This is a genomic window from Vibrio sp. EA2, from assembly GCF_033042495.1.
Taxonomy (GTDB): Bacteria; Pseudomonadota; Gammaproteobacteria; order Enterobacterales; family Vibrionaceae; genus Vibrio.
On record NZ_JAWLID010000003.1, the window covers coordinates 12,811 to 34,635 of the forward strand.

The following is a 21,825-nucleotide window of genomic DNA, read 5'->3' on the forward strand; positions in this document are numbered from 1 at the left end:
ATAAAGGGCTTATCAATGCCTTAATTCAAAATGATCTCTCTTACAAAGCGGCTGCCGAAATAAGCCAGGGTGAGTAATGTGGCTCCAGCTACGGCAAACCAGGTTACTTTTCTCCCACGCCAGCCATTTTGATAATGGCCCCACAATAATATTGAATAGATTATCCAGGCGATGAAAGAAAGAATGGCTTTATGCGCTTTTCCTTCTGCAAACATATCTTGAACAAACACAAAGCCTGTAATAAGCGTAGCCGTCAGCAGTAAATTACCAATCAAAATAATTTTAAACAGCTGACGCTCAACCATGAGTAATGGCGGCAAGTTAGGGTTGATTGCCAGGGACTTTTTAGTTTTCAGTTTGTGGTCAAGCCATGCTAGTTGCAAAGCATATAGTGCGCCAATACTTAGCGTGGCATAAGAAAACAAAGCAAAAGAGATATGAATAAGTAGCTTAGGAGCGTTTTCTAAATGCTTGATGAAGGTGCTCGGTAAAAAAGCCGCTGCTGATAAGTTGATGGCAGCAAAGCTATAAACGACGGGCAACAAAAACCACAGCCGATTCTTTAGCATCGCAACGCTCATTACGAGGGAGATGATGAAGCTAATAAGAGAGGCGACATTAAGAATACTAAAATTCTGACCAGAACCATCGAGGATCAGATCACTCAATAACCACGCATGGAAAACAAGCGCACAGGCAGCGCTGGCAAATACGGTTTTTGCTTTGATGACTGACTGCTGTGAAAGTCCGGGTATGATCGTCGCAATCGCTAATACGTAAAGTATGGCGGCCGCGATGGCAATTACGCTATCCATGAATCCTAAATGTTGTTGTGCACAATAGAGAAATTATACCTTGCATTACTCTTTGCGGCTACGCTCTATGCGACAACAATCGCGATAGATGAGATATTGAAATTAATAAGTTACCCCTCCATATAGAAATAGAGACAATAATAGAGCAGCGGTACGGGTATGACTCAGACCTTGGCTAAGGTATACTCACCCTAATTAATCGCCATTTTAGCGAAGAGACAAAGATGTTTGAGAATTTAACGGATCGATTATCCAAAACGCTGAAAAATATCAGTGGCAAAGGTCGTCTGACAGAAGACAACATTAAAGAAACCCTGCGTGAAGTACGTATGGCGCTTCTGGAAGCAGACGTTGCGCTTCCAGTTGTTCGTGAGTTCGTCAACCGCGTTAAAGAAAAAGCGGTAGGTGTAGAAGTTTCTAAATCTCTGACCCCGGGTCAAGAGTTTATTAAGATCGTTCAAGCTGAGCTTGAGGCGGTAATGGGTGAGTCTAACGAGGCTCTTAACCTTGCTGCTCAGCCGCCAGCAGTACTTTTGATGGCGGGTCTACAAGGTGCGGGTAAAACCACATCGGTAGGTAAGCTCTCTAAGCTGTTAAAAGAGCGTGATAAGAAGAAAGTTCTGGTTGTGTCTGCCGACGTTTACCGTCCTGCGGCTATCAAACAGCTAGAAACGCTGGCATCAGACATCGGCGTCGATTTCTTCCCGTCTTCACCAGACCAAAAGCCCATTGATATTGCGAATGCAGCCATCGACCACGCGAAGAAGAAATTCTACGACGTTCTGATTGTCGATACCGCTGGTCGTTTGGCGATTGACGAACAGATGATGAGTGAGATTAAAGATCTACACTCTGCGATTAACCCGGTAGAGACACTGTTTGTTGTTGATGCAATGACAGGTCAGGATGCAGCGAATACCGCTAAAGCGTTTGGCGATGCACTTCCGCTGACTGGTGTGGTTCTAACCAAGGTAGACGGTGATGCACGTGGTGGTGCGGCATTATCTGTACGCCATGTAACGGGTAAACCAATTAAATTCCTCGGTGTTGGTGAGAAAACTGACGCACTGGAACCCTTCCATCCAGACCGCGTTGCATCACGTATTCTTGGCATGGGTGACGTACTGTCGTTGATTGAAGATCTGCAACGTAACGTTGACCAAGATAAAGCAGAAAAACTGGCGAAGAAATTCAAAGAGAAGAAAGGCTTCGATTTGGAAGACTTCCGTGAGCAGCTGGGTCAGATGCAAAACATGGGTGGCATGATGGGCATGATGGATAAACTTCCAGGCATGTCTCAATTACCTGAAAATGTCAAAGATAAAGTCGATGACAAGATGTTTAAGCAGATGGAAGCCATCATCAGCTCAATGACGATGAAAGAGCGTCAACGCCCAGAAATCATCAAAGGTTCGCGGAAGAAGCGTATTGCTGCAGGTTCAGGTGTACAGGTTCAGGACGTAAACCGTCTGCTAAAACAGTTCACCCAGATGCAGAAGATGATGAAGAAAATGCAGAAAGGCGGCATGAAAGGTATGATGCGCAACATGCAAGGCATGATGGGTGGTATGGGCGGAGGCGGTGGCTTCAATCCATTCGGTCGATAATTACCCGGCCACACTATAGTTTCAGGGTGTTAGCTACATCACAAACTTTAATTTCAATTTATGTTGGTGAAAAAGTAACTAAACCCCTTGCATTGCTCCGGGATAAGAGTAAAATTCCGGAGCTTTATTTTGGCACGAGCCCCAAATTGTTCATTTAATGAATGGTTCTTGGGGTTAATTTTATTTTTGAGAAAGCAAAGAGGACGACATGGTAACCATTCGTTTGGCACGTCACGGCGCTAAGAAGCGTCCATTCTATCAAATCGTAGTAGCGGACAGCCGCAACGCTGCAACTGGCCGTTTCATCGAGAAAGTTGGTTTCTTTAACCCAACTGCTAAAGGTCAAGAAGAAGGTCTACGTCTAGACCTAGACCGCGTTAACCACTGGGTTGGTCAAGGCGCGTCTGTATCTGACCGCGTTGCTAAGCTAGTTAAAGACGCTCAAAAAGCGGCTTAATTTTTTACTGTTAGAAGTAGAAACTAGTTTATGTCGATGAAAGGTAAAGAAACAATGAGCAACGAAAAGATTGTTGTAGGCAAGTTTGGTGCTACTTACGGCATTCGAGGTTGGCTTAAGGTTTTTTCCTACACAGACAATGCTGAAAGCATTTTCGATTACAGCCCTTGGTATATTAACCAAAAGGGCAAATGGGTTGAGTACAAAGTAGAAAGCTGGAAGCGCCATAACAAAGGTATGGTGGCTAAGCTGGAAGGCATGGATGTTCGTGAAGACGCGCATTTAATGACGAACTTTGAAATTGCTATTGACCCTGCAGTACTCCCTGAATTGTCAGAAGATGAGTTCTACTGGCGTGAATTGTTTGGGATGCAAGTAGTAACCACTAAAGGTTACGATCTGGGTGTCGTTACTGACATGCTAGAAACTGGCTCAAACGATGTTCTGGTTGTTAAAGCAAATCTTAAAGATGCTTTCGGGCAAAAGGAACGATTAATCCCGTTCCTTGAAGAGCAAGTGATCATTAATGTTGATCGCGAAGCTCAACGGATCGAAGTTGACTGGGATCCTGGATTCTAATCTCCAAAATTACAGAGCGAGATAAACATGTGGGTTGGCGTTATTAGCCTGTTTCCTGAAATGTTCCGTTCTGTTACTGATTTTGGAGTAACAGGTCAAGCGGTTAAAAAAGGTCTTTTGTCGATTGAGACTTGGAATCCTCGAGATTTCACTCACGACAAACATCGAACTGTCGATGATCGACCTTACGGTGGTGGCCCTGGTATGTTAATGATGGTGCAGCCTTTGCGCGATGCCATTCATACTGCTAAGCAAGCCTCACCGGGTAAGACGAAAGTCATTTACCTCTCTCCTCAAGGTCGAAAACTCGACCAGACCGGAGTTGAAGAACTGGCAACAAATGAGAATTTACTTCTTATCTGTGGCCGATATGAAGGGGTAGATGAGCGCATCATTCAATCTGAAGTCGACGAAGAATGGTCGATTGGGGATTTTGTGATGACGGGTGGCGAGATACCAGCCATGACGTTAATTGATTCGGTTTCTCGGTTTATACCGGGAGTCCTTGGAGATTTTTCGTCAGCAGAAGAAGACTCTTTTGCTAATGGCTTGCTAGATTGCCCTCATTATACGCGTCCGGAAGTGTTGGATGGCAAAGAGGTACCAGCGGTACTGATGTCAGGTAATCACAAGGACATTCGTCAATGGCGACTCAAACAGTCGCTGGGCCGAACTTGGCTAAGAAGACCAGAGCTCCTGGAAAACCTAGCTCTGACTGACGAACAGGAACAATTACTTGCCGAGTTTGTTAATGAGCATAAAGCCGTTAAAGAACATCAGAACAAGTAACCTAATTTATTTAGTATCAGTTTATTCTAGGAATTTTAAAAATGAGTAACATCATCAAAGCTCTTGAGCAAGAGCAAATGAAATCAGACCTACCTAAATTTGCACCAGGTGACACTGTTGTAGTTCAAGTTAAGGTAAAAGAAGGTGACCGTGAGCGTCTACAGGCTTTCGAAGGCGTTGTAATCGCAATCCGTAACCGTGGTCTACACTCTGCTTTCACTGTACGTAAGATCTCTAACGGTGAAGGTGTTGAGCGTACGTTCCAAACACACTCTCCAATCGTTGATAGCATCGAAGTTAAACGCCGTGGTGCAGTACGTCGTGCCAAGCTGTACTACCTACGTGAGCGTTCTGGTAAGTCTGCTCGTATCAAAGAGAAGCTTGCTAAGAAGTAATGCTATAACTAGCGTTCTCATTAAACGGAGTCCTTTAGGGCTCCGTTTTTTTATTTATAGGTCCTAGGTAAAGAAAGGTCCTAGGGTCCTAGATGTGTTTGCGGTACGTTTAGTGAGAAGCGTAAGCTCAGGTGTTTGTTGTATTTGGAATACAGGGAGCTTCGCTTACGGAATCCAGATTACAGAAGGGAAATTTAACCCGTATTCTGTATTCTGTATTCCCAATATCTTTTCCTAGGACCTAGGGCCCTAGAACCTAGCCCCTTTTAATACTGATCTTCTGACCAGCCGTCACTGTCCGACATATCTGGTGCGCCTGGAATCGTGTTCTCTTCGTCTGCCCATTCGCCAAAATCAATCATCTGGCATTTTTTGCTACAGAATGGTCGATGAGGGCTCTGTTCTCCCCATTCTACGTCGGCTCCACATTGAGGGCATTGAACGATAGTAATTTTAGACATGGATGGTTCGTCCCTTTATGTTCTAACAAATATCTGGATGATAAGAAGGGTATAAAAATTGTAGTAGAGTGAGTTGCGGCTAGCTACAAACTGCTAATTCAAACTCGACATCTTGGGTATAAGCTTGGCCGCTTTCAAACGACATAAACTTAATCGCAAAGCGGTTCTTGTGCCCCGAAATCATCGGGTAGACGCCATGGTCCATAGGGATATGAAGTCGAAGAATATTCGCTTCATCAGCATCACTCTGGAAGAAGCCAGCGCGGCCGATTTGAGCTTTAAACTGCCCGGTTTCACGGGTTAACTTTAGCCATAAACTCAGCGCATCAGAAAGCGGTTTTAAGCTTTCCAGCCATTTCTGCGCATCCTGCTTTTTTCGCTCAAGCGGTAAATGCAACCAGTAATGCAAAGCCGGTAAATCAAAGCAACAAGAACCACCAGGCAGATTAAATCTTTGTCGGATCGAACTTAAAAAGCGATCATCTTTCAGTGCCTGGCCAAACCTTTCGGCTCCCATCAACTGTTTGTGAACCACATCGATATCATTGAGTAATGATGTCAGTGCTTCTTGATCCACGCCTTCCACATTAAGCCAGTGTCGATAAGTCAGGCGCTGCTTTTCAAGGTCTTTAGCTAGCTCACTTTTCAGTTGTAGCTGCTCAAAGATCTCGACCATATCAAACAACGCACGGAAAAATAACTGGTACTGGTGAGTTTCGGCAAAACCAGAGGCCAAGTGAGCCTGACGCAGCAGAGACTCTACTCTTAGATAGATACGAGTTTTCTCATTTAATGGATGTTCAAATTTGTGCGTGGTCATCAACATAAGCCTTGGTGAGTTTCATTCTAATTTTGCAGATTTTTCTTACACATGGCTAGGTACTTTTCATGCAAATCTGTGATTTGAAGCAAAAGATCTTGGTCGTCCGGGTTGTTTTTAACCACATCGTCCGCCATATCGAGCCTTTGCTGTCTTGATGCCTGCGAGGCAAGTATTGCTCGGGCTTGCTGTTCACTGACATTATCACGTTTCATCGTACGGGATATTTGCGTTTCAGGAGCGACATCTACCACGAGAACACGGTCACAAAGGCTTTCAAGTTGGTTTTCTACCAGTAACGGTACAACCAAAAGCGCATAATCAGAGGTGACCTGCTGTAAGTCTTCTACCATTTTTTCGCGAATGTTCGGATGCAATAGCTTATTCAGCCATGCTTTTTCTTCTGGGTTAGAAAAGATCTTCTCTCTTAACTTCGCCCTATCGAGCATTTGGTCATCACGAACAATGTCGCTACCAAAGTGTTCAATAATTGCTGCTAGTCCCGGTGTGCCGGGCTCGACGACTTCTCTTGCAACCACATCTGCATCAACGATGTCGATTTTAAATTGTTGCTTGAACAGATTCGCTACAGTGGTTTTTCCACTGGCTATACCGCCTGTTAGGCCAATAACCAAAGCCATTTACACTCCTAGAATTGATGTAAAATACCAATTTAGAATTTGATCGCCCCAGAGTAAACTTACCCATCCGGCAATCGCTAAGTAAGGACCAAAAGGGAAGGCCATTTCGATCCCTTTCTTTTGCAATCGTAGTTGAATTATTCCAAATATGACGCCTACGATGGAAGAAAGCAAAATGATCATTGGTAGGGCTTGCCAGCCCAGCCATGCGCCAAGCGCGGCGAGTAGCTTAAAGTCGCCATAACCCATGCCTTCCTTGCCTGTCAGAAGCTTGAAGCCCCAATAAACAGACCAGAGACATAAGTATCCGGCGATAGCACCGATCACGGCATCTTGCAGACTAACAGGACTGACTTCGAGCAATGCTAGGACAATGCCAGTCCAAGTTAATGGCAATGTTAATTGATCGGGCAGCAGCATGGTATCGAGATCGATAAATGTCGCTGCGATTAAAATGAAAGTAAAGAATATTAGTGCAACAGTGTAATAACTGAAGCCAAAATGAAACGCAACATAGCCAGAGCATGCTGCCGTCAATATTTCTACAAGTGGATATCTGGCACTGATCGGTGCGCTACAGTTGTGGCATTTACCTTTTAGAAGTAGCCAACTGATCACAGGGATGTTATCGCGAATGCGAATCGGAGTACCGCATTGTTGGCAAGAGGAGCGGGGTACGCTTAATGTGAGTACTTCTTTAGGTGATTCAATATTGTATTCAGGAAAAGACTCAGCACATTCACGGCGCCATTCCAGCTCCATGATTTTTGGCAGTCGATAGATGACGACGTTGAGAAAACTTCCCACGATCAAACCAAAAACCACGGCGAATACAACGAATAACCATGGGTAGTACAGCAATACTTCCATATTTGTCTCTTGAGCGGTGCATCAAACGGCAAGGTGCTGTTTTGATGATTAATTTACAGCCCTCATTTTAGCCTAATACGCTCATTAAGTTAAAGATTGGCAGGTACATTGCTGTCACTAATCCGCCAACAACGACGCCAAGAAAAACGATAATCAGTGGTTCAAGAATCTTGCTTAAGTTATCGACGGTATTGTCGACCTCGAATTCATAAATAGTCGCGACTTTATTGAGCATCTCATCAAGCCGTCCGGACTCTTCCCCAATCATCACCATTTGTAGCACCAATTCAGGGAAGACATCGCAGTTACGCATTGCAACATACATCGGCATACCAGCGGCAGTATCACGATAGACCTCGTCAACTGCCAGTTGATAGTGCAGGTTTCCTGACGTTTTTGAGGTGGTTTTTAAACTGGTCAGAATAGGAATACCCGCGTTAAAGCTGGTGGCCAGGGTGCGGCTAAATTTAGCAATAGCAGCTTTGGACAACACAGGGCCAAGTACTGGGATTCTCAATATGGCGCGATCCATCATCAAGCGAAAAGAATCAGAACGTTGTACGAGTATCCTTGCTGATATAACTAAGCTTAATGTCCCCAGAGCGATGAATGAACCCCAATTTTGCATCCACGCCGACAAGTCTAACACTTGTCTGGTGAACCATGGTAAATCAGCACCAAACCCGGAAAACATTTTTTCAAACTCGGGGATGACCTTCGTTAGCATGAGATAGGACACGCCGAGCGCAACCAAAATGACCATAGCCGGGTAAATCAGGGCCTTAATGACTTTCGCTCTTAGTTCCTCACTTTTCTCACGGTAGGTGGCCAGTCGCTCAAACACCTCTGGCAGATTACCAGAGAGTTCTCCGGTAGAGATAAGGTCTGTATAAAGTGAGTCAAAGTGTGTGCTTGCCGTGCGCATTGCTTTAGACAGGGGGGTGCCGGCTTCAACCGCTCGAGTTACGCTCATCAAAATAGACTTCATCTCGGCTTTTTTATGGTTATTGGAAACCAATTTCAACGCTTGAACGAGTGGAACACCAGTAATCAGCATGGTCGAAATTTGACGAGTAAAAACGGTGATGTCTTTGCCTTTTACCCGGTGGCTCAGTTTGGTCACAAAGGAAATACTGCTTTTTTTCAGTTTTTTGATTTTTATATGCTGGGAGTTTAGGCGTTCGCGAACTTCCACTTCGCTCATGGCCAGAGTTTGTCCTGAGGTCTTTTTTCCTGAGCTATTAATGCCTTTCCAGCGGAAGTTCTTGAGTTGTGGGGTCGTCGTTTTCATAGGCTAAATGGCTGCTAATTCAAAGTGAAATTAAAAATAGAGCACACGCTGCAGTTCGCTAAAGCTTGTGACTCCTTGCTTAAGCTTTTCGATACCCGACATTTGTAGCGTGCTCATACCGTTACGGATCGCGAGCTTTTCGAGTTGATGTACCGAGGCTCCTTTAATCAGTGCTTCTGAGAGAAACTCATCGAAGCGCATCACTTCATAGATGCCTGTTCGTCCCGAATAGCCTTGTGTACAGTGGTTGCAACCATTTAGGTTAGCTTGATAAATCTGGTCAGTCGCTTTAATACCGATATGTTGTAATGGGGCGGTAATCTCTTGAGGCTGTTTACAGTGGGGACAAAGTTTACGAGCTAAGCGCTGGGCAATAATAAGGCTGAGCGAAGAGGCGAGGTTAAAGCTTTCTACGCCCATATTCGTTAGGCGGATAACGGTTTCAGCGGCTGAGTTTGTGTGGAGTGTCGACAAGACTAAGTGCCCGGTTTGTGAGGCTTTAATTGCGATCTCTGCTGTGTCCAGATCGCGGATTTCTCCCACCATGACCACATCAGGATCTTGGCGCAGGAAAGAGCGCAGTGCCTCAGCAAACCCAAAGCCAATCTTGGGTTGAACCTGAACCTGATTAATTCCGGAGAGGTTAATTTCGACCGGGTCTTCAGCCGTAGAAATATTGATCTCTGGTTTATTGAGTATGCTCAGCCCTGTGTACAACGAGACGGTTTTGCCGCTGCCGGTTGGGCCGGTCATTAAAATCATGCCTTGTGGACGACGCAGAGCATCTAAGTACAACTGTTTTTGCTGATCACTGTAGCCTAGTTTATCAATATCCAGAGAAGCGGAGCTGCTGTCGAGCAGTCGCAATACGATTTTTTCTCCGAATAGAGTCGGTAAGGTGGACACTCGCATATCAATCGCAGTGTCTTGATTAAGCTTTAACTTTATTCGACCGTCTTGCGGCATGCGCCTTTCAGCAATATCAAGCTTGGACAGAATTTTGATTCGGGCAGATAAGCGTCGACTTAAATGGTTTGGCGGCTGTTGAGTCTCAATCAGAATACCGTCGCAACGCAGCCGGACTCGGTACATTTTTTCATAAGGCTCAAAGTGGATATCGGATGCGCCTTTACGCACAGCATCAAGCAAAATTTGGTTGATATAGCGACTAACCGGTGACTCGTCCTGACTTAAATCTTCGATGTTATCGATTTCATCAGCACCGACGTCAACCAAATTAGCCAATTCTTCTTGATTGATCTCTTTTAAGCCGGCTCTCTCCTGACCTAACGCGCGACCGTACAAACGGCGAATCGCAGCATCAAGTTCAGAAAAATCTACGATGACAAGATCAACCTGTAATCCGGTAGCAAAGCGAAAATCATCTTCAGCTTGTTGGTTCGTTGGGTCGGCAATGGCCAGAGTTAAAGTCGAAGGCGTTCGTTCCAGTGGCAGGGCATTGTGACGGGTGATCAGTTCACGTAGCCCCAATTTTTGGCATAGGGCGGTGTAATCATAGTGAGATAAGGATTCGCAGGGTAAACCAAAGATTGAACTAAGGTGAGTCGCGAGTTCACTAGAAGTAAATAAGCCAGAATTGACTAACGCTTCCGGCATCGACATACTAGAAGCGTTGATTTGCTCTAATAACGATTCTTCTTGAGGTAAATTGATCAACCCTGATTGACGAAGAATCGTTGATAGGGTGAAGTTCATTAGTTACCTGAACAGTCGATACTACGTCCGGCAGTAGTACAACCAGTTCCGTCAATATCCCACTGAACAACACCATTGCCAATAGTAGGAGTTAATTTCAAGGCCAGTTTGTTACCGCTCCCATCAACACCAGTCGTAGTCATATTTATCTCTCCATTTGCGACGGTAAGTTCATCTACAAACGAAATAGTTGCACCGTTGTCACCTGTAGCTATTGTGTCTGGAATACCATTACTATTATGGTCACAACCCGCAAGTTGACCTAAATCCTGAGCACACATTGCAACTGCTGTTTTGAAGCCACTTATACCGGCTGCTGCACCTGCTACTCTAGTGCGCTGTGTATAGTCAGAATATGCAGGGATAGCAAAAGCAGATAGTACCCCAATAATCGCCACCACAATCATTAATTCAATCAGCGTAAAGCCTTGCTGTTTTTTGTGTTTATTTGAATTCATTTTCTCTTCCTTCTCATGAGATAGATAATGCTGTTGCATTGGCACAAGATTATGGAGAGTAAGAAGTGGTGAAAACTGGCAGGCAGCGGGTGATCGAGTCAGATAGATATCTTTAATGCTTAATTACATTTGATATGCAATGAATTGCGATTGATTTGGCTTTTTACGGATAAAAATAAAGGGCCAAAGGGCCCTTTATTTAATGTTTGTTTTGTAACTTGTTGAATTTGTTTGTCTAATATGGTTTTTGTCAATTGATTATTTGAAGCGCATCGAAAGATCCATCGCTTTCAGGTGCTTGGTTAGCGCGCCGACAGAGATGTAATCTACGCCAGTTTCTGCGTATTCTGCGATAGTGTCTAAGGTGATGTTGCCAGAGTTTTCTAATGCTGCGCGACCTGCGTTGATTTCTACTGCTTCACGCATCATCTCTTTGGTAAAGTTATCCAGCATGATGATGTCCGCACCGGCTTCAATCGCTTCTTTTAACTCGTCCAAGCTTTCTGTTTCTACTTCGACTGGTTTGCCTGGGTTTAACTCTTTTGCTGTTGTGATCGCTTGAGTGATGCCGCCGCAGGCAATGATGTGGTTCTCTTTAATCAGGTACGCATCGAATACACCAATACGGTGGTTGAAGCCACCGCCACAAGCGACCGCGTATTTTAGAGCGCTGCGCAGACCTGGAATAGTTTTGCGTGTATCTAACAGACGACATTCTGTGTGCGCGATCTTTTCTGCGTACACGGACGTTGTGGTCGCACAACCTGAAAGCGTCTGAATAAAGTTCATCGCATTACGTTCACCGGTAAGCAAGTCACGAGCAGGGCCTGTAAGTGTGCAAAGTGTCTGGTTTGGCTCAACCTTGTCACCGTCTTGTACATGCCACTCGATAGTGACTTTACCGCCCAACTGTTTAAAGACTTCATCCGCCCAAGCCTGACCGCAGAACACACCGTGCTCACGAGTGATGAGCGTTGCCGTATTAATAGCATCTGCAGGGATAAGAGATGCGGTGATATCGTTGTTGATATCCACTGTGCCGCCGAGGTCTTCTTTTAAGGTGTCGGCGACGGAGCGAGTGATCTCCAGAGGAAGTTGTTGTTTCAGGTATTCCAGGCGTTCTTGGCTGTTGTGTGTGTTCTTCATCGCAAATCTAGTATTGAAAGGGAGATGGCAACGAATGATACTCTCCGGTGTCAATAATTTCAGCAGTTAATTTGCAAACTAGAGAGGTTGATATGCCCCCAATAACCGAGAACGGCTGGCTGACACAAGCCAAGCACGTTCCATCGCCTTTTTTTGATGCGCGATCAGATATAACTGATATCTCTCTACTCGTCGTGCATAACATCAGTTTACCGCCCGGTCAGTTTGGCGGCCCTTATATTGAAGATTTTTTCAGTGGAAATCTGGATCCGGCAGTGCATCCATTTTTTGACATAATTCACAAAATGAGAGTTTCGGCTCATTGTTTGATCAAGAGAAATGGCGAGGTTGTTCAGTTTGTTTCCTTTCTTGATAGAGCATGGCATGCGGGGCAGTCAAGTTTTGCCGGACGAGCGGGATGCAATGATTACTCAATCGGTATTGAGCTGGAAGGGACCGAGTTTGTAGCGTATACAGATGAGCAATATCAGTCACTTGCAGAGTTAACTCAAGCGGTGATGCAGCAATATCCTAACCTGACTCCCCAACGAATTACGGGTCACCAATACATTGCGCCGCTGCGAAAAAGTGATCCCGGCTTAAGCTTTGATTGGGTGAAATATCGACGACTGATTTGAAATCAGGTTGTGATAAATATGTAAATTTTGAAAGATAAAATCAATAAGGCATGGTGTAAACCATGCCTTTTTGTATACAAAAAATAATTACTTTTGTTGAAAATTAACTACATTTTTGTCTGCTCAGCGAGGGAAGTGGCCCGTATTTGCCCTGATCGTTTTGTCATTTTATGCTTTTACTTTCAAAATGGTCAGCACGTCATTTCCCCACTTGTTTTGTTATTGTAATTGGTAAGACCAATTTTATTGCTGTTTTAACCGTCAATTGTTATCAGAGTGTTCTAGCTAGGCTTGTTCTATGATTTAGGTCAATTTTTGGCTGGACAGTGACGTTTTAATTATGTTAATTTCTGCACCAACTTAAAATTGGTATTACCAATTACCTGCAAGAGTAGAAGAATAATAAATTATGGCTTATCAAAGGATTCGTCAGCCAAAGCTCTCTGATGTTATTGAACAAGAGTTAGAAAGGTTGATTGTGGAAGGAACATTGTCTCCGGGGCAGCAGTTGCCACCAGAGCGCGAACTGGCAAAACAGTTTGATGTTTCTCGTCCGTCGATCCGTGAGGCAATTCAACGCCTTGAAGCTAAGCGTCTTCTTACTCGTCGTCAGGGTGGTGGCACTTTTGTTAGCGACAACATCTGGAAAAGTTTTTCCGATCCTCTGCTAAATTTATTGTCTAGTCACTCTGAAACTCAGCTGGATTTACTGGAAACGCGTCACGCGATGGAAGGTATTGCCGCTTACTTTGCAGCTGTTCGTGGTACCGAAGAAGATTTTGCTCGAATTCAAGCCTGTCTTGAACGAATCAGCCAAGCGCAATCCAATGACGATGTCGCCGCTGAATCGGCGGAAGTCATGCAGTTCTTAATTGCTTTAACGGAAGCGGCTCATAACGTAGTGCTCCTGCACATTGTGCGCAGCCTCGCACCTTTGCTTGAGCAAAATATTCTACAGAATTTTAAATTATTGCATCGCCGCCCTGAGGCGGTCGAGAAAGTAAGTAAACACCGAGCTAACATCGTGGATGCGATTGTTTCTGGTCAGCCAGAAAAGGCGCGTGAGATGTCACATTCACACTTAGCTTATATTGAAGAAACATTGTTGGATTTGACCAGAGAAGAGTCTCGTCGTGAACGCTCTTTACGTCGAATGCAACAGGGCAATGACTCATAACGACGATTTGCTTGTTTTATAGATCCAACCAACAGAAGGATAGATCGCCATGTCTGATATGAAGCATGACGTAGATGCACTGGAAACTCAAGAATGGCTACAGGCACTTGAGTCAGTTGTACGTGAAGAAGGCGTAGAGCGTGCTCAGTTCCTACTTGAGCAAGTTCTAGATAAAGCACGTCTAGACGGTGTTGACATGCCAACTGGAATCACCACGAACTACATCAACACGATTCCAGCAGATCAAGAACCAGCTTACCCAGGTGACACAACACTTGAGCGTCGTATTCGTTCCATCATCCGCTGGAACGCAATTATGATCGTTCTACGTGCATCGAAGAAAGACCTAGAACTAGGCGGCCACATGGCGTCTTTCCAGTCTTCTGCTGCATTCTACGAAACATGTTTCAACCATTTCTTCCGTGCTCCAAACGAGAAGGATGGTGGCGACCTAGTTTACTACCAAGGTCACATCTCACCAGGTATCTACTCTCGTGCATTCGTTGAAGGCCGTCTAACTGAAGAGCAGCTAGACAACTTCCGTCAAGAAGTAGATGGTAAAGGTATCCCGTCATACCCACACCCTAAACTAATGCCTGAATTCTGGCAGTTCCCAACGGTATCTATGGGTCTGGGTCCAATCGCTTCTATCTACCAAGCTCGTTTCCTTAAGTACCTTGAAGGCCGTGGTCTGAAAGACACTTCTGAGCAGCGCGTATACGCGTTCCTGGGTGACGGTGAGATGGATGAGCCAGAATCACGTGGTGCTATCTCTTTCGCGGCGCGTGAGAAGCTAGACAACCTATGTTTCCTAATCAACTGTAACCTTCAGCGTCTAGACGGCCCTGTAATGGGTAACGGTAAGATCATTCAGGAACTTGAAGGTCTGTTCAAGGGTGCTGGCTGGAACGTAGTAAAAGTAATCTGGGGTAACAACTGGGATTCTCTACTAGCTAAAGATACGACGGGTAAGCTTCTACAGCTTATGAACGAAACGATTGACGGCGACTACCAAACATTTAAATCAAAAGATGGCGCGTACGTACGTGAGCACTTCTTTGGTAAATACCCAGAGACTGCAGCACTAGTAGCTGACATGACTGATGACGAAATCTTCGCACTTAAGCGTGGTGGTCACGAGTCTTCTAAGCTATACGCGGCATACAAAAACGCACAAGAAACTAAAGGCCGTCCAACGGTTATCCTAGCTAAGACTGTTAAAGGTTACGGCATGGGTGAAGCGGCTGAAGGTAAGAACATCGCGCACCAAGTTAAGAAGATGGACATGACTCACGTACTACAACTACGTGATCGTCTAGGTCTACAAGATCTTCTGACTGACGAAGCAGTGAAAGAGCTTAAGTACCTGAAACTTGAAGAAGGTTCAAAAGAGCACGAGTACCTACACGCTCGTCGTAAAGCGCTACACGGTTACACACCTCAGCGTCTGCCAAACTTCACTCAAGAACTTGTTGTTCCTGAGCTAGAAGAGTTCAAGCCTCTGCTAGAAGAGCAGAAGCGTGACATCTCTTCTACGATGGCATTTGTACGTTCACTTAACGTTCTGCTTAAGAATAAGAACATTGGTCAAAACATTGTTCCTATCATTGCGGACGAAGCTCGTACATTCGGTATGGAAGGTCTGTTCCGTCAAATCGGTATTTACAACCCGCACGGCCAGACTTACACACCAGAAGACCGTGGCGTAGTTTCTTACTACAAAGAAGCGACTTCAGGTCAGGTTCTACAAGAAGGTATCAACGAGCTAGGTGCTATGTCTTCATGGGTTGCAGCGGCAACTTCATACAGCACGAACGACCTACCAATGATCCCGTTCTACATCTACTACTCAATGTTCGGCTTCCAACGTGTGGGCGACATGGCGTGGATGGCTGGTGACCAACAAGCACGTGGTTTCCTACTAGGTGCAACTGCTGGTCGTACAACACTGAACGGTGAAGGTCTGCAGCACGAAGATGGCCACTCGCACATCATGGCGGGTACGGTTCCTAACTGTATCTCTTACGACCCAACATTCGCTTACGAAGTTGCGGTAATCATGCAAGACGGTATCCGTCGCATGTATGGTGATCAAGAGAACGTGTTCTACTACCTAACGCTGATGAACGAGAACTACGCAATGCCAGCAATGCCAGAAGGCGCTGAAGAAGGCATCCGTAAAGGTATCTACAAGCTAGAAACTTACACAGGTTCTAAAGGTAAAGTTCAGCTAATGAGCTCTGGTACTATCATGAACGAAGTACGTAAAGCAGCTCAAATCCTAAGCGATGACTACGGTGTTGCTTCTGACGTTTACTCTGTAACGTCATTCAACGAAGTGACTCGCGACGGTCAAGCAGCTGAGCGTTACAACATGCTACACCCAGAAGCGGAAGCACAAGTACCTTACATCCAGACGGTAATGGGTACTGAGCCAGCTATCGCAGCAACTGACTACATGAAGAACTACGCAGAGCAGGTTCGTGCATTCATCCCTGCTGAATCATACAAAGTTCTTGGTACTGACGGCTTTGGTCGCTCAGACAGCCGTGAAAACCTACGTCGTCACTTCGAAGTGAACGCAGGTTATGTAGTCGTAGCAGCGCTAACTGAACTAGCGAAACGTGGTGAAGTTGAAAAATCTGTAGTTGCAGAAGCAATTAAGAAATTCGACATCGACACTGAGAAAACAAACCCGCTATACGCTTAATTAAGAAGGTAGAGAAGAAATGGCAATCGAAATTAATGTACCAGACATCGGTGCGGATGAGGTTGAAGTTACTGAGATTCTTGTGAGCGTTGGCGACAAGGTCGAAGAAGAACAGTCTCTGATCACTGTTGAAGGCGATAAAGCTTCTATGGAAGTTCCTGCTTCTCAAGCGGGTATCGTTAAAGAAATCAAAGTTGCAGAAGGCGACAAGGTTTCTACTGGTTCTCTAATCATGATTTTCGAAACCGAGGCGGCCGGCGCTCCGGGTGCAGCAGAAGCTGCGCCTGCTCCTGCGGCGGAAGCGGCTCCAGCAGCAGCTCCAGCAGCAGCTCCAGCAGCGGCGGCAGAATTGAAAGAAGTGAACGTTCCAGACATCGGTGGCGACGAAGTTGAAGTTACTGAAATTATGGTAGCTATCGGCGACAGCATCGAAGAAGAGCAATCTCTGATCACGGTAGAAGGCGATAAAGCCTCTATGGAAGTACCGGCTCCATTCGCGGGTACGCTAAAAGAGATCAAAGTAGCAGCAGGCGATAAAGTATCGACTGGCTCTCTTATCATGGTATTCGAAGTAGCAGGTTCAGGTGCTCCAGCAGCAGCTCCTGCGGCAGCAGAAGCACCAGCGGCGGCAGCTCCAGCAGCATCTGCGGCGAAAGAAGTTAACGTTCCAGATATCGGTGGCGACGAAGTAGAAGTTACTGAAATCATGGTTGCAGTTGGCGATACAGTGGAAGAAGAGCAATCTCTGATCACTGTTGAAGGCGACAAAGCTTCTATGGAAGTTCCTGCACCATTCGCTGGTACAGTTAAAGAAATCAAGATTGCAGCTGGCGACAAAGTGTCTACTGGCTCTCTAATTATGGTATTCGAAGTGGCTGGCGCAGCTCCTGCAGCTCCTGCAGCGGCTCCAGCTCAAGCGGCAGCACCTGCAGCAGCAGCTCCTAAAGCAGAAGCTCCAGCGGCAGCAGCTCCAGCAGCGACAGGCGATTTCAAAGAGAACGACGAGTACGCTCACGCGTCTCCAGTTGTTCGTCGTCTAGCTCGTGAGTTCGGCGTAAACCTTTCTAAGGTTAAAGGTTCTGGTCGTAAGAGCCGTATCCTGAAAGAAGACGTTCAGAACTACGTGAAAGAAGCGCTTAAGCGTCTTGAGTCTGGTGCAGCAGCATCTGGCAAAGGCGACGGTGCAGCTCTTGGTCTACTACCATGGCCAAAAGTGGACTTCAGCAAGTTCGGTGAGACAGAAGTTCAACCGCTATCTCGCATTAAGAAGATCTCTGGTGCTAACCTACACCGTAACTGGGTAATGATCCCGCACGTTACACAGTGGGATAACGCAGACATCACGGCTCTTGAAGCATTCCGTAAAGAGCAAAACGCGATTGAAGCGAAGAAAGACACTGGTATGAAGATCACGCCACTTGTGTTCATCATGAAAGCAGTTGCTAAAGCACTTGAAGCGTTCCCTGCGTTCAACTCTTCTCTATCAGAAGACGGTGAGAGCCTAATTCTGAAGAAATACGTGAACGTTGGTATCGCGGTAGATACGCCAAACGGTCTGGTTGTTCCTGTATTTAAAGACGTGAACAAGAAAGGCATCTACGAGCTATCTGAAGAGCTAATGGTTGTTTCTAAGAAAGCACGTGCAGGTAAGCTAACTGCGGCTGACATGCAAGGTGGCTGTTTCACTATCTCAAGCCTTGGCGGCATCGGTGGTACTGCGTTTACTCCAATCGTAAACGCGCCAGAAGTGGGTATCCTGGGTGTATCTAAGTCTGAGATGAAACCAGTATGGAACGGTAAAGAGTTCGAACCGCGTCTACAACTTCCACTGTCTCTATCATACGATCACCGTGTGATCGATGGTGCGGAAGGTGCGCGTTTCATCACTTACCTAAACTCATGTCTATCTGACATTCGTCGTCTAGTTCTTTAATAGAAGTGGATGAGAGAGAGGCGGCAATTTAGCCGCCTCTGTTTATAGCGAATAACGAATAAAAATTATCGGCAATTTGGTTGTCCGCCTTATTTAGTTCAGGGTTTTCACAATCGAATTGTTGTCTAGCTCACAGGCTAAATTGATTTACTTTTCACGCCATTAACATCTCTGTAAACTGTTAGCGGTCTGAAAGTCACTGTTTAAAAGTCTTACTTAAACAAAAAGAATCAAAAATTACTCAGCCTGTTAGGGATAATGACTACAAGAGGTCAAAATGAGCAAAGAAATTAAAGCCCAAGTTGTTGTACTTGGTTCTGGTCCTGCTGGTTACTCTGCAGCATTCCGTTGTGCGGATTTAGGTCTTGAAACTGTACTTGTTGAACGTTACAGCACTCTAGGTGGTGTGTGTCTGAACGTGGGTTGTATCCCATCTAAAGCACTTCTACACGTTTCTAAAGTGATTGAAGAAGCGAAAGCGATGGCTGATCACGGCGTTGTATTCGGCGAGCCACAAACAGACATCAGCAAAATCCGTATCTGGAAAGAAAAAGTTGTTAACCAACTAACTGGCGGCCTAAGCGGCATGGCTAAGATGCGTAACGTAACCGTTGTGAACGGTTACGGTAAGTTTACTGGCCCTAACTCTATCCTTGTAGAAGGTGAAGGCGAGTCTACCGTTGTTAACTTCGACAACGCGATCATTGCTGCTGGTTCTCGTCCAATCCAACTGCCATTTATCCCGCATGAAGACCCACGTATTTGGGATTCTACTGACGCTCTTGAACTGAAAGAAGTGCCAGAAAAACTGCTTATCATGGGTGGTGGTATCATCGGTCTGGAAATGGGTACGGTTTACCAATCTCTAGGTTCTAAAGTTGAAGTTGTTGAAATGTTTGACCAGGTAATTCCTGCAGCAGACAAAGATATCGTTAAGGTTTACACCAAGCGTATCAAAGACAAGTTCAAGCTAATGCTAGAAACCAAAGTAACAGCAGTTGAAGCGAAAGAAGACGGTATCTACGTTTCAATGGAAGGCAAGAAAGCACCTGCTGAAGCAGAGCGCTACGATGCGGTTCTTGTTGCTATCGGTCGTGTACCAAATGGTAAGCTAATCGACGGTGAAAAAGCAGGTCTTGAAATCGACGAGCGCGGCTTCATCAACGTTGACAAGCAAATGCGTACTAACGTTCCTCACATCTTCGCGATCGGTGATGTTGTTGGTCAACCAATGCTTGCGCACAAAGGTGTGCATGAAGGTCACGTAGCGGCTGAAGTTATCTCTGGTAAGAAGCACTACTTCGACCCTAAAGTTATCCCTTCAATCGCGTACACTGAGCCAGAAGTGGCTTGGGTTGGTAAGACTGAGAAAGAAGCGAAAGAAGAAGGCATCAAGTACGAAGTGGCAACATTCCCATGGGCTGCATCAGGTCGTGCAATCGCATCTGACTGTTCAGACGGTATGACTAAGCTAATCTTCGACAAAGAAACTCACCGCGTAATCGGTGGTGCTATCGTTGGTACTAACGGTGGTGAACTACTGGGCGAAATCGGTCTGGCGATCGAGATGGGTTGTGATGCAGAAGATATCGCTCTGACTATCCACGCTCACCCAACTCTACACGAGTCGGTTGGTCTGGCTGCTGAAGTATTTGAAGGTTCTATCACTGACCTTCCAAACAAAAAAGCAGTTAAAAAGAAGTAAGTTTCTTTACTGATTAAATAATAAAAACCGCTGAACATTCAGCGGTTTTTTTGTTTTTAAAAGCTAGGTATCAAACACAAAAAAGCCTGGCATGAGCCAGGCTTTGTCAACTCTCGGTGAGCCTTACTTATTATCGTAGATACAAAGCATATCCAGATATGAGCTGACCAGATTCTTCAGTCCATCTTCACCTTTAAAGCGGTTAGCCTGAACAAACAATGAGTAGCAAATACCGTGGAATAGGTTAGTTAAGTGTTCAGGTTTGTGTGAGTTGCACACTTCACCACGCTCAATCGCTTTGATAAACATGTTCTGTACTAATAGCTGATTTGTGCGGTTGGTTGACACGAATAGTGGCCAAACTTCGTCGCGCGTTGAAGCACTCCATTCAAACCAAACTTTCAGCCAGTGGCAATCTTGGTTAACCAGCTCAATCATTGCACTGGTGATGTTAGTAATATTGTCGCGTGCGTGCAGGTCTAAATCGATGTTATCTGAAAGGAAATTCGAGAACTGACGTACTACGTGGTTCAGTACCTCATCGACAAGATCTTCTCGTGTCGGGAAGTAGTTAAAAACGGTTGCAACAGAAACCTGCGCGATCTCAGCGATATCTGCATGACCACCACGGCCAATACCGCGGCGCGCAAATACTTCTAATGCGATTTCCATGAGTTGTTGCTTGCGCTTAATTGGGGAAAGCCTAGTACGGGCTCTCTTAGCGATTGAGTCCATTATATTTACCTTGCCATTTTTCGTTGTATGGGGGAAATCCCCCTAATTGATTATTTTAATAATTGCTTAAAGCAAGTGATGAGTGTAATGGTGCATATACTCAAGGTCAACATTTGTTGTGTGATTTGTAGACAGTAATGCTCTGATTGTTGATGCTTTTCGTCAGAATATTGTGAAATTCAAGCTATGCACCCAAGAAACCCTCGCAAAGGGTTGTGACTTTTAACGTAATGAGCGTGGTGATACACTACACGCCGTAAGATTAGGTGATCGTTTGCGCGGTGACCTTAACCCACCAAATAAATTGAGCAAAGTATGAAACATACAGTAGAAGTCATGATTTCTGAGGAAGTCGTTCAGGATCGAGTTCGTGAAATAGGCAAGCAAATTACTGAGCGTTACCAAGGTAGCGAAGATCTGGTTTTGGTTGGCTTATTGCGTGGTTCATTTGTTTTTATGGCCGATTTAGCTCGTGCCATTGACCTGACTCACCAAGTTGATTTCATGACGGCATCAAGCTACGGCAATACGATGGAAAGCTCGCGTGATGTTCGTATCCTGAAAGACCTAGATGACGATATCAAAGGCAAAGATGTTCTGCTTGTTGAAGACATTATTGATACGGGCAATACGCTGAATAAGATTCGTGAAATCCTGTCTCTGCGTGAGCCAAAGTCTATCGCGATCTGTACTCTGTTGGATAAACCATCTCGCCGTGAAGTCAATGTTCCAGTGGATTGGATTGGCTTTGAAATTCCAGATGAGTTTGTGGTTGGTGTAGGTATCGATTATGCTCAGAAATACCGTCATTTACCATTTATCGGTAAAGTTGTGCCTCAAGAGTAATTGATCTCTTAACCTAACCTGAGATCGTTTTAAGCC

The 21,825-nt window shown here is 45.3% G+C and carries 21 protein-coding genes; 11 read left to right on the top strand and 10 right to left on the bottom strand.

What is annotated here, in order from left to right; all coding sequences use genetic code 11:
• Positions 1–20: 20 nt before the first annotated feature.
• Positions 21–815 (bottom strand): inner membrane protein YpjD, encoded by a 795-nt coding sequence (locus tag RXX31_RS08095; protein ID WP_317588628.1) that lies wholly within the window; start codon positions 813–815, stop codon positions 21–23.
• 224 nt (positions 816–1,039) lie between these two features.
• Between RXX31_RS08095 and ffh the strand changes: the two genes are divergently transcribed.
• The 5 genes from ffh to rplS all read left to right on the top strand — a co-directional run bounded on the left by ffh (position 1,040) and on the right by rplS (position 4,642).
• On the top strand, positions 1,040–2,422 hold the full coding sequence (ffh, locus tag RXX31_RS08100) for a signal recognition particle protein (RefSeq protein ID WP_317588630.1): 1,383 nt from the start codon (positions 1,040–1,042) through the stop codon (positions 2,420–2,422).
• A gap of 208 nt (positions 2,423–2,630) precedes the next feature.
• A complete protein-coding gene (gene rpsP / locus RXX31_RS08105) occupies positions 2,631–2,879 on the top strand; it encodes a 30S ribosomal protein S16 (protein WP_005379962.1) in 249 nt (82 codons plus the stop codon).
• Between the two features lie 30 nt (positions 2,880–2,909).
• Positions 2,910–3,458, top strand: coding sequence for a ribosome maturation factor RimM (rimM, locus tag RXX31_RS08110; RefSeq protein ID WP_005379964.1), 549 nt, complete (start codon positions 2,910–2,912; stop codon positions 3,456–3,458).
• A 27-nt stretch (positions 3,459–3,485) separates the two neighbouring features.
• Positions 3,486–4,247 carry a tRNA (guanosine(37)-N1)-methyltransferase TrmD gene (gene trmD, locus RXX31_RS08115; protein ID WP_317588632.1) on the top strand — a complete coding sequence of 254 codons (762 nt, stop codon included), beginning with the start codon at positions 3,486–3,488 and terminating at the stop codon, positions 4,245–4,247.
• Between the two features lie 41 nt (positions 4,248–4,288).
• Positions 4,289–4,642: a 50S ribosomal protein L19 gene (rplS, locus tag RXX31_RS08120; RefSeq protein ID WP_008073188.1), complete on the top strand. Its 354-nt coding sequence runs from the start codon at positions 4,289–4,291 to the stop codon at positions 4,640–4,642.
• A gap of 266 nt (positions 4,643–4,908) precedes the next feature.
• Here the strand turns inward: rplS and yacG are convergent, their stop codons facing one another.
• The 8 genes from yacG to nadC all read right to left on the bottom strand — a co-directional run bounded on the left by yacG (position 4,909) and on the right by nadC (position 12,045).
• Positions 4,909–5,103: a DNA gyrase inhibitor YacG gene (yacG, locus tag RXX31_RS08125; RefSeq protein WP_264904458.1), complete on the bottom strand. Its 195-nt coding sequence runs from the start codon at positions 5,101–5,103 to the stop codon at positions 4,909–4,911.
• A gap of 79 nt (positions 5,104–5,182) precedes the next feature.
• Positions 5,183–5,923 (bottom strand): cell division protein ZapD, encoded by a 741-nt coding sequence (gene zapD / locus RXX31_RS08130; RefSeq protein ID WP_317588634.1) that lies wholly within the window; start codon positions 5,921–5,923, stop codon positions 5,183–5,185.
• 26 nt (positions 5,924–5,949) lie between these two features.
• Positions 5,950–6,564, bottom strand: a complete 615-nt coding sequence (gene coaE, locus RXX31_RS08135; RefSeq protein WP_317588635.1) for a dephospho-CoA kinase — start codon at positions 6,562–6,564, stop codon at positions 5,950–5,952.
• Positions 6,565–7,434 (bottom strand): A24 family peptidase, encoded by an 870-nt coding sequence (locus RXX31_RS08140; RefSeq protein ID WP_317588636.1) that lies wholly within the window; start codon positions 7,432–7,434, stop codon positions 6,565–6,567.
• A gap of 67 nt (positions 7,435–7,501) precedes the next feature.
• Positions 7,502–8,725 carry a type II secretion system F family protein gene (locus RXX31_RS08145; RefSeq protein WP_317588637.1) on the bottom strand — a complete coding sequence of 408 codons (1,224 nt, stop codon included), beginning with the start codon at positions 8,723–8,725 and terminating at the stop codon, positions 7,502–7,504.
• A gap of 30 nt (positions 8,726–8,755) precedes the next feature.
• Positions 8,756–10,441: a type IV-A pilus assembly ATPase PilB gene (pilB, locus tag RXX31_RS08150; RefSeq protein ID WP_317588639.1), complete on the bottom strand. Its 1,686-nt coding sequence runs from the start codon at positions 10,439–10,441 to the stop codon at positions 8,756–8,758.
• A complete protein-coding gene (locus tag RXX31_RS08155) occupies positions 10,441–10,899 on the bottom strand; it encodes a prepilin-type N-terminal cleavage/methylation domain-containing protein (RefSeq protein WP_317588640.1) in 459 nt (152 codons plus the stop codon). The genes pilB and RXX31_RS08155 overlap by 1 nt, the downstream gene beginning before the upstream one ends.
• Positions 10,900–11,157: 258 nt before the next feature.
• Positions 11,158–12,045, bottom strand: a complete 888-nt coding sequence (nadC, locus tag RXX31_RS08160) for a carboxylating nicotinate-nucleotide diphosphorylase (protein ID WP_317588641.1) — start codon at positions 12,043–12,045, stop codon at positions 11,158–11,160.
• 92 nt (positions 12,046–12,137) lie between these two features.
• Here nadC and ampD point away from each other — a divergent pair, with 92 nt between their 5' ends.
• The 5 genes from ampD (at position 12,138) to lpdA (ending at position 20,208) form a co-directional block, all read left to right on the top strand.
• The gene (ampD, locus tag RXX31_RS08165; RefSeq protein ID WP_317588642.1) at positions 12,138–12,683 is read left to right on the top strand and encodes a 1,6-anhydro-N-acetylmuramyl-L-alanine amidase AmpD; all 546 of its coding nucleotides are present in this window, start codon (positions 12,138–12,140) and stop codon (positions 12,681–12,683) included.
• A gap of 409 nt (positions 12,684–13,092) precedes the next feature.
• Positions 13,093–13,860, top strand: a complete 768-nt coding sequence (gene pdhR, locus RXX31_RS08170; protein ID WP_264904476.1) for a pyruvate dehydrogenase complex transcriptional repressor PdhR — start codon at positions 13,093–13,095, stop codon at positions 13,858–13,860.
• A 49-nt stretch (positions 13,861–13,909) separates the two neighbouring features.
• Positions 13,910–16,570, top strand: a complete 2,661-nt coding sequence (gene aceE, locus RXX31_RS08175; protein WP_317588644.1) for a pyruvate dehydrogenase (acetyl-transferring), homodimeric type — start codon at positions 13,910–13,912, stop codon at positions 16,568–16,570.
• Between the two features lie 19 nt (positions 16,571–16,589).
• Positions 16,590–18,503, top strand: coding sequence for a pyruvate dehydrogenase complex dihydrolipoyllysine-residue acetyltransferase (gene aceF / locus RXX31_RS08180; protein WP_317588645.1), 1,914 nt, complete (start codon positions 16,590–16,592; stop codon positions 18,501–18,503).
• Positions 18,504–18,780: 277 nt separating this feature from the next.
• On the top strand, positions 18,781–20,208 hold the full coding sequence (gene lpdA, locus RXX31_RS08185) for a dihydrolipoyl dehydrogenase (RefSeq protein ID WP_317588647.1): 1,428 nt from the start codon (positions 18,781–18,783) through the stop codon (positions 20,206–20,208).
• A 123-nt stretch (positions 20,209–20,331) separates the two neighbouring features.
• Here the strand turns inward: lpdA and RXX31_RS08190 are convergent, their stop codons facing one another.
• Positions 20,332–20,943 (bottom strand): LuxR/HapR/OpaR family quorum-sensing transcriptional regulator, encoded by a 612-nt coding sequence (locus RXX31_RS08190; protein ID WP_317588648.1) that lies wholly within the window; start codon positions 20,941–20,943, stop codon positions 20,332–20,334.
• A 315-nt stretch (positions 20,944–21,258) separates the two neighbouring features.
• On the opposite strand from RXX31_RS08190, the gene hpt reads away from it, so the two are divergent.
• Positions 21,259–21,789, top strand: coding sequence for a hypoxanthine phosphoribosyltransferase (gene hpt, locus RXX31_RS08195; protein ID WP_014232942.1), 531 nt, complete (start codon positions 21,259–21,261; stop codon positions 21,787–21,789).
• Positions 21,790–21,825: the final 36 nt, after the last annotated feature.

Coding starts and splice junctions, on each gene's coding strand:
- coaE (WP_317588635.1), bottom strand. CDS start 6,564: ATGGCTTTGGTTATTGGCCTAACAGGCGGTATAGCCAGTGGAAAAACC.
- trmD (WP_317588632.1), top strand. CDS start 3,486: ATGTGGGTTGGCGTTATTAGCCTGTTTCCTGAAATGTTCCGTTCTGTT.
- nadC (WP_317588641.1), bottom strand. CDS start 12,045: ATGAAGAACACACACAACAGCCAAGAACGCCTGGAATACCTGAAACAA.
- ampD (WP_317588642.1), top strand. CDS start 12,138: ATGCCCCCAATAACCGAGAACGGCTGGCTGACACAAGCCAAGCACGTT.
- RXX31_RS08190 (WP_317588648.1), bottom strand. CDS start 20,943: ATGGACTCAATCGCTAAGAGAGCCCGTACTAGGCTTTCCCCAATTAAG.
- RXX31_RS08140 (WP_317588636.1), bottom strand. CDS start 7,434: ATGGAAGTATTGCTGTACTACCCATGGTTATTCGTTGTATTCGCCGTG.
- ffh (WP_317588630.1), top strand. CDS start 1,040: ATGTTTGAGAATTTAACGGATCGATTATCCAAAACGCTGAAAAATATC.
- lpdA (WP_317588647.1), top strand. CDS start 18,781: ATGAGCAAAGAAATTAAAGCCCAAGTTGTTGTACTTGGTTCTGGTCCT.
- aceF (WP_317588645.1), top strand. CDS start 16,590: ATGGCAATCGAAATTAATGTACCAGACATCGGTGCGGATGAGGTTGAA.
- hpt (WP_014232942.1), top strand. CDS start 21,259: ATGAAACATACAGTAGAAGTCATGATTTCTGAGGAAGTCGTTCAGGAT.
- rplS (WP_008073188.1), top strand. CDS start 4,289: ATGAGTAACATCATCAAAGCTCTTGAGCAAGAGCAAATGAAATCAGAC.
- RXX31_RS08145 (WP_317588637.1), bottom strand. CDS start 8,725: ATGAAAACGACGACCCCACAACTCAAGAACTTCCGCTGGAAAGGCATT.
- RXX31_RS08155 (WP_317588640.1), bottom strand. CDS start 10,899: ATGAATTCAAATAAACACAAAAAACAGCAAGGCTTTACGCTGATTGAA.
- aceE (WP_317588644.1), top strand. CDS start 13,910: ATGTCTGATATGAAGCATGACGTAGATGCACTGGAAACTCAAGAATGG.
- rimM (WP_005379964.1), top strand. CDS start 2,910: ATGTCGATGAAAGGTAAAGAAACAATGAGCAACGAAAAGATTGTTGTA.
- yacG (WP_264904458.1), bottom strand. CDS start 5,103: ATGTCTAAAATTACTATCGTTCAATGCCCTCAATGTGGAGCCGACGTA.
- pilB (WP_317588639.1), bottom strand. CDS start 10,441: ATGAACTTCACCCTATCAACGATTCTTCGTCAATCAGGGTTGATCAAT.
- pdhR (WP_264904476.1), top strand. CDS start 13,093: ATGGCTTATCAAAGGATTCGTCAGCCAAAGCTCTCTGATGTTATTGAA.
- zapD (WP_317588634.1), bottom strand. CDS start 5,923: ATGACCACGCACAAATTTGAACATCCATTAAATGAGAAAACTCGTATC.
- rpsP (WP_005379962.1), top strand. CDS start 2,631: ATGGTAACCATTCGTTTGGCACGTCACGGCGCTAAGAAGCGTCCATTC.
- RXX31_RS08095 (WP_317588628.1), bottom strand. CDS start 815: ATGGATAGCGTAATTGCCATCGCGGCCGCCATACTTTACGTATTAGCG.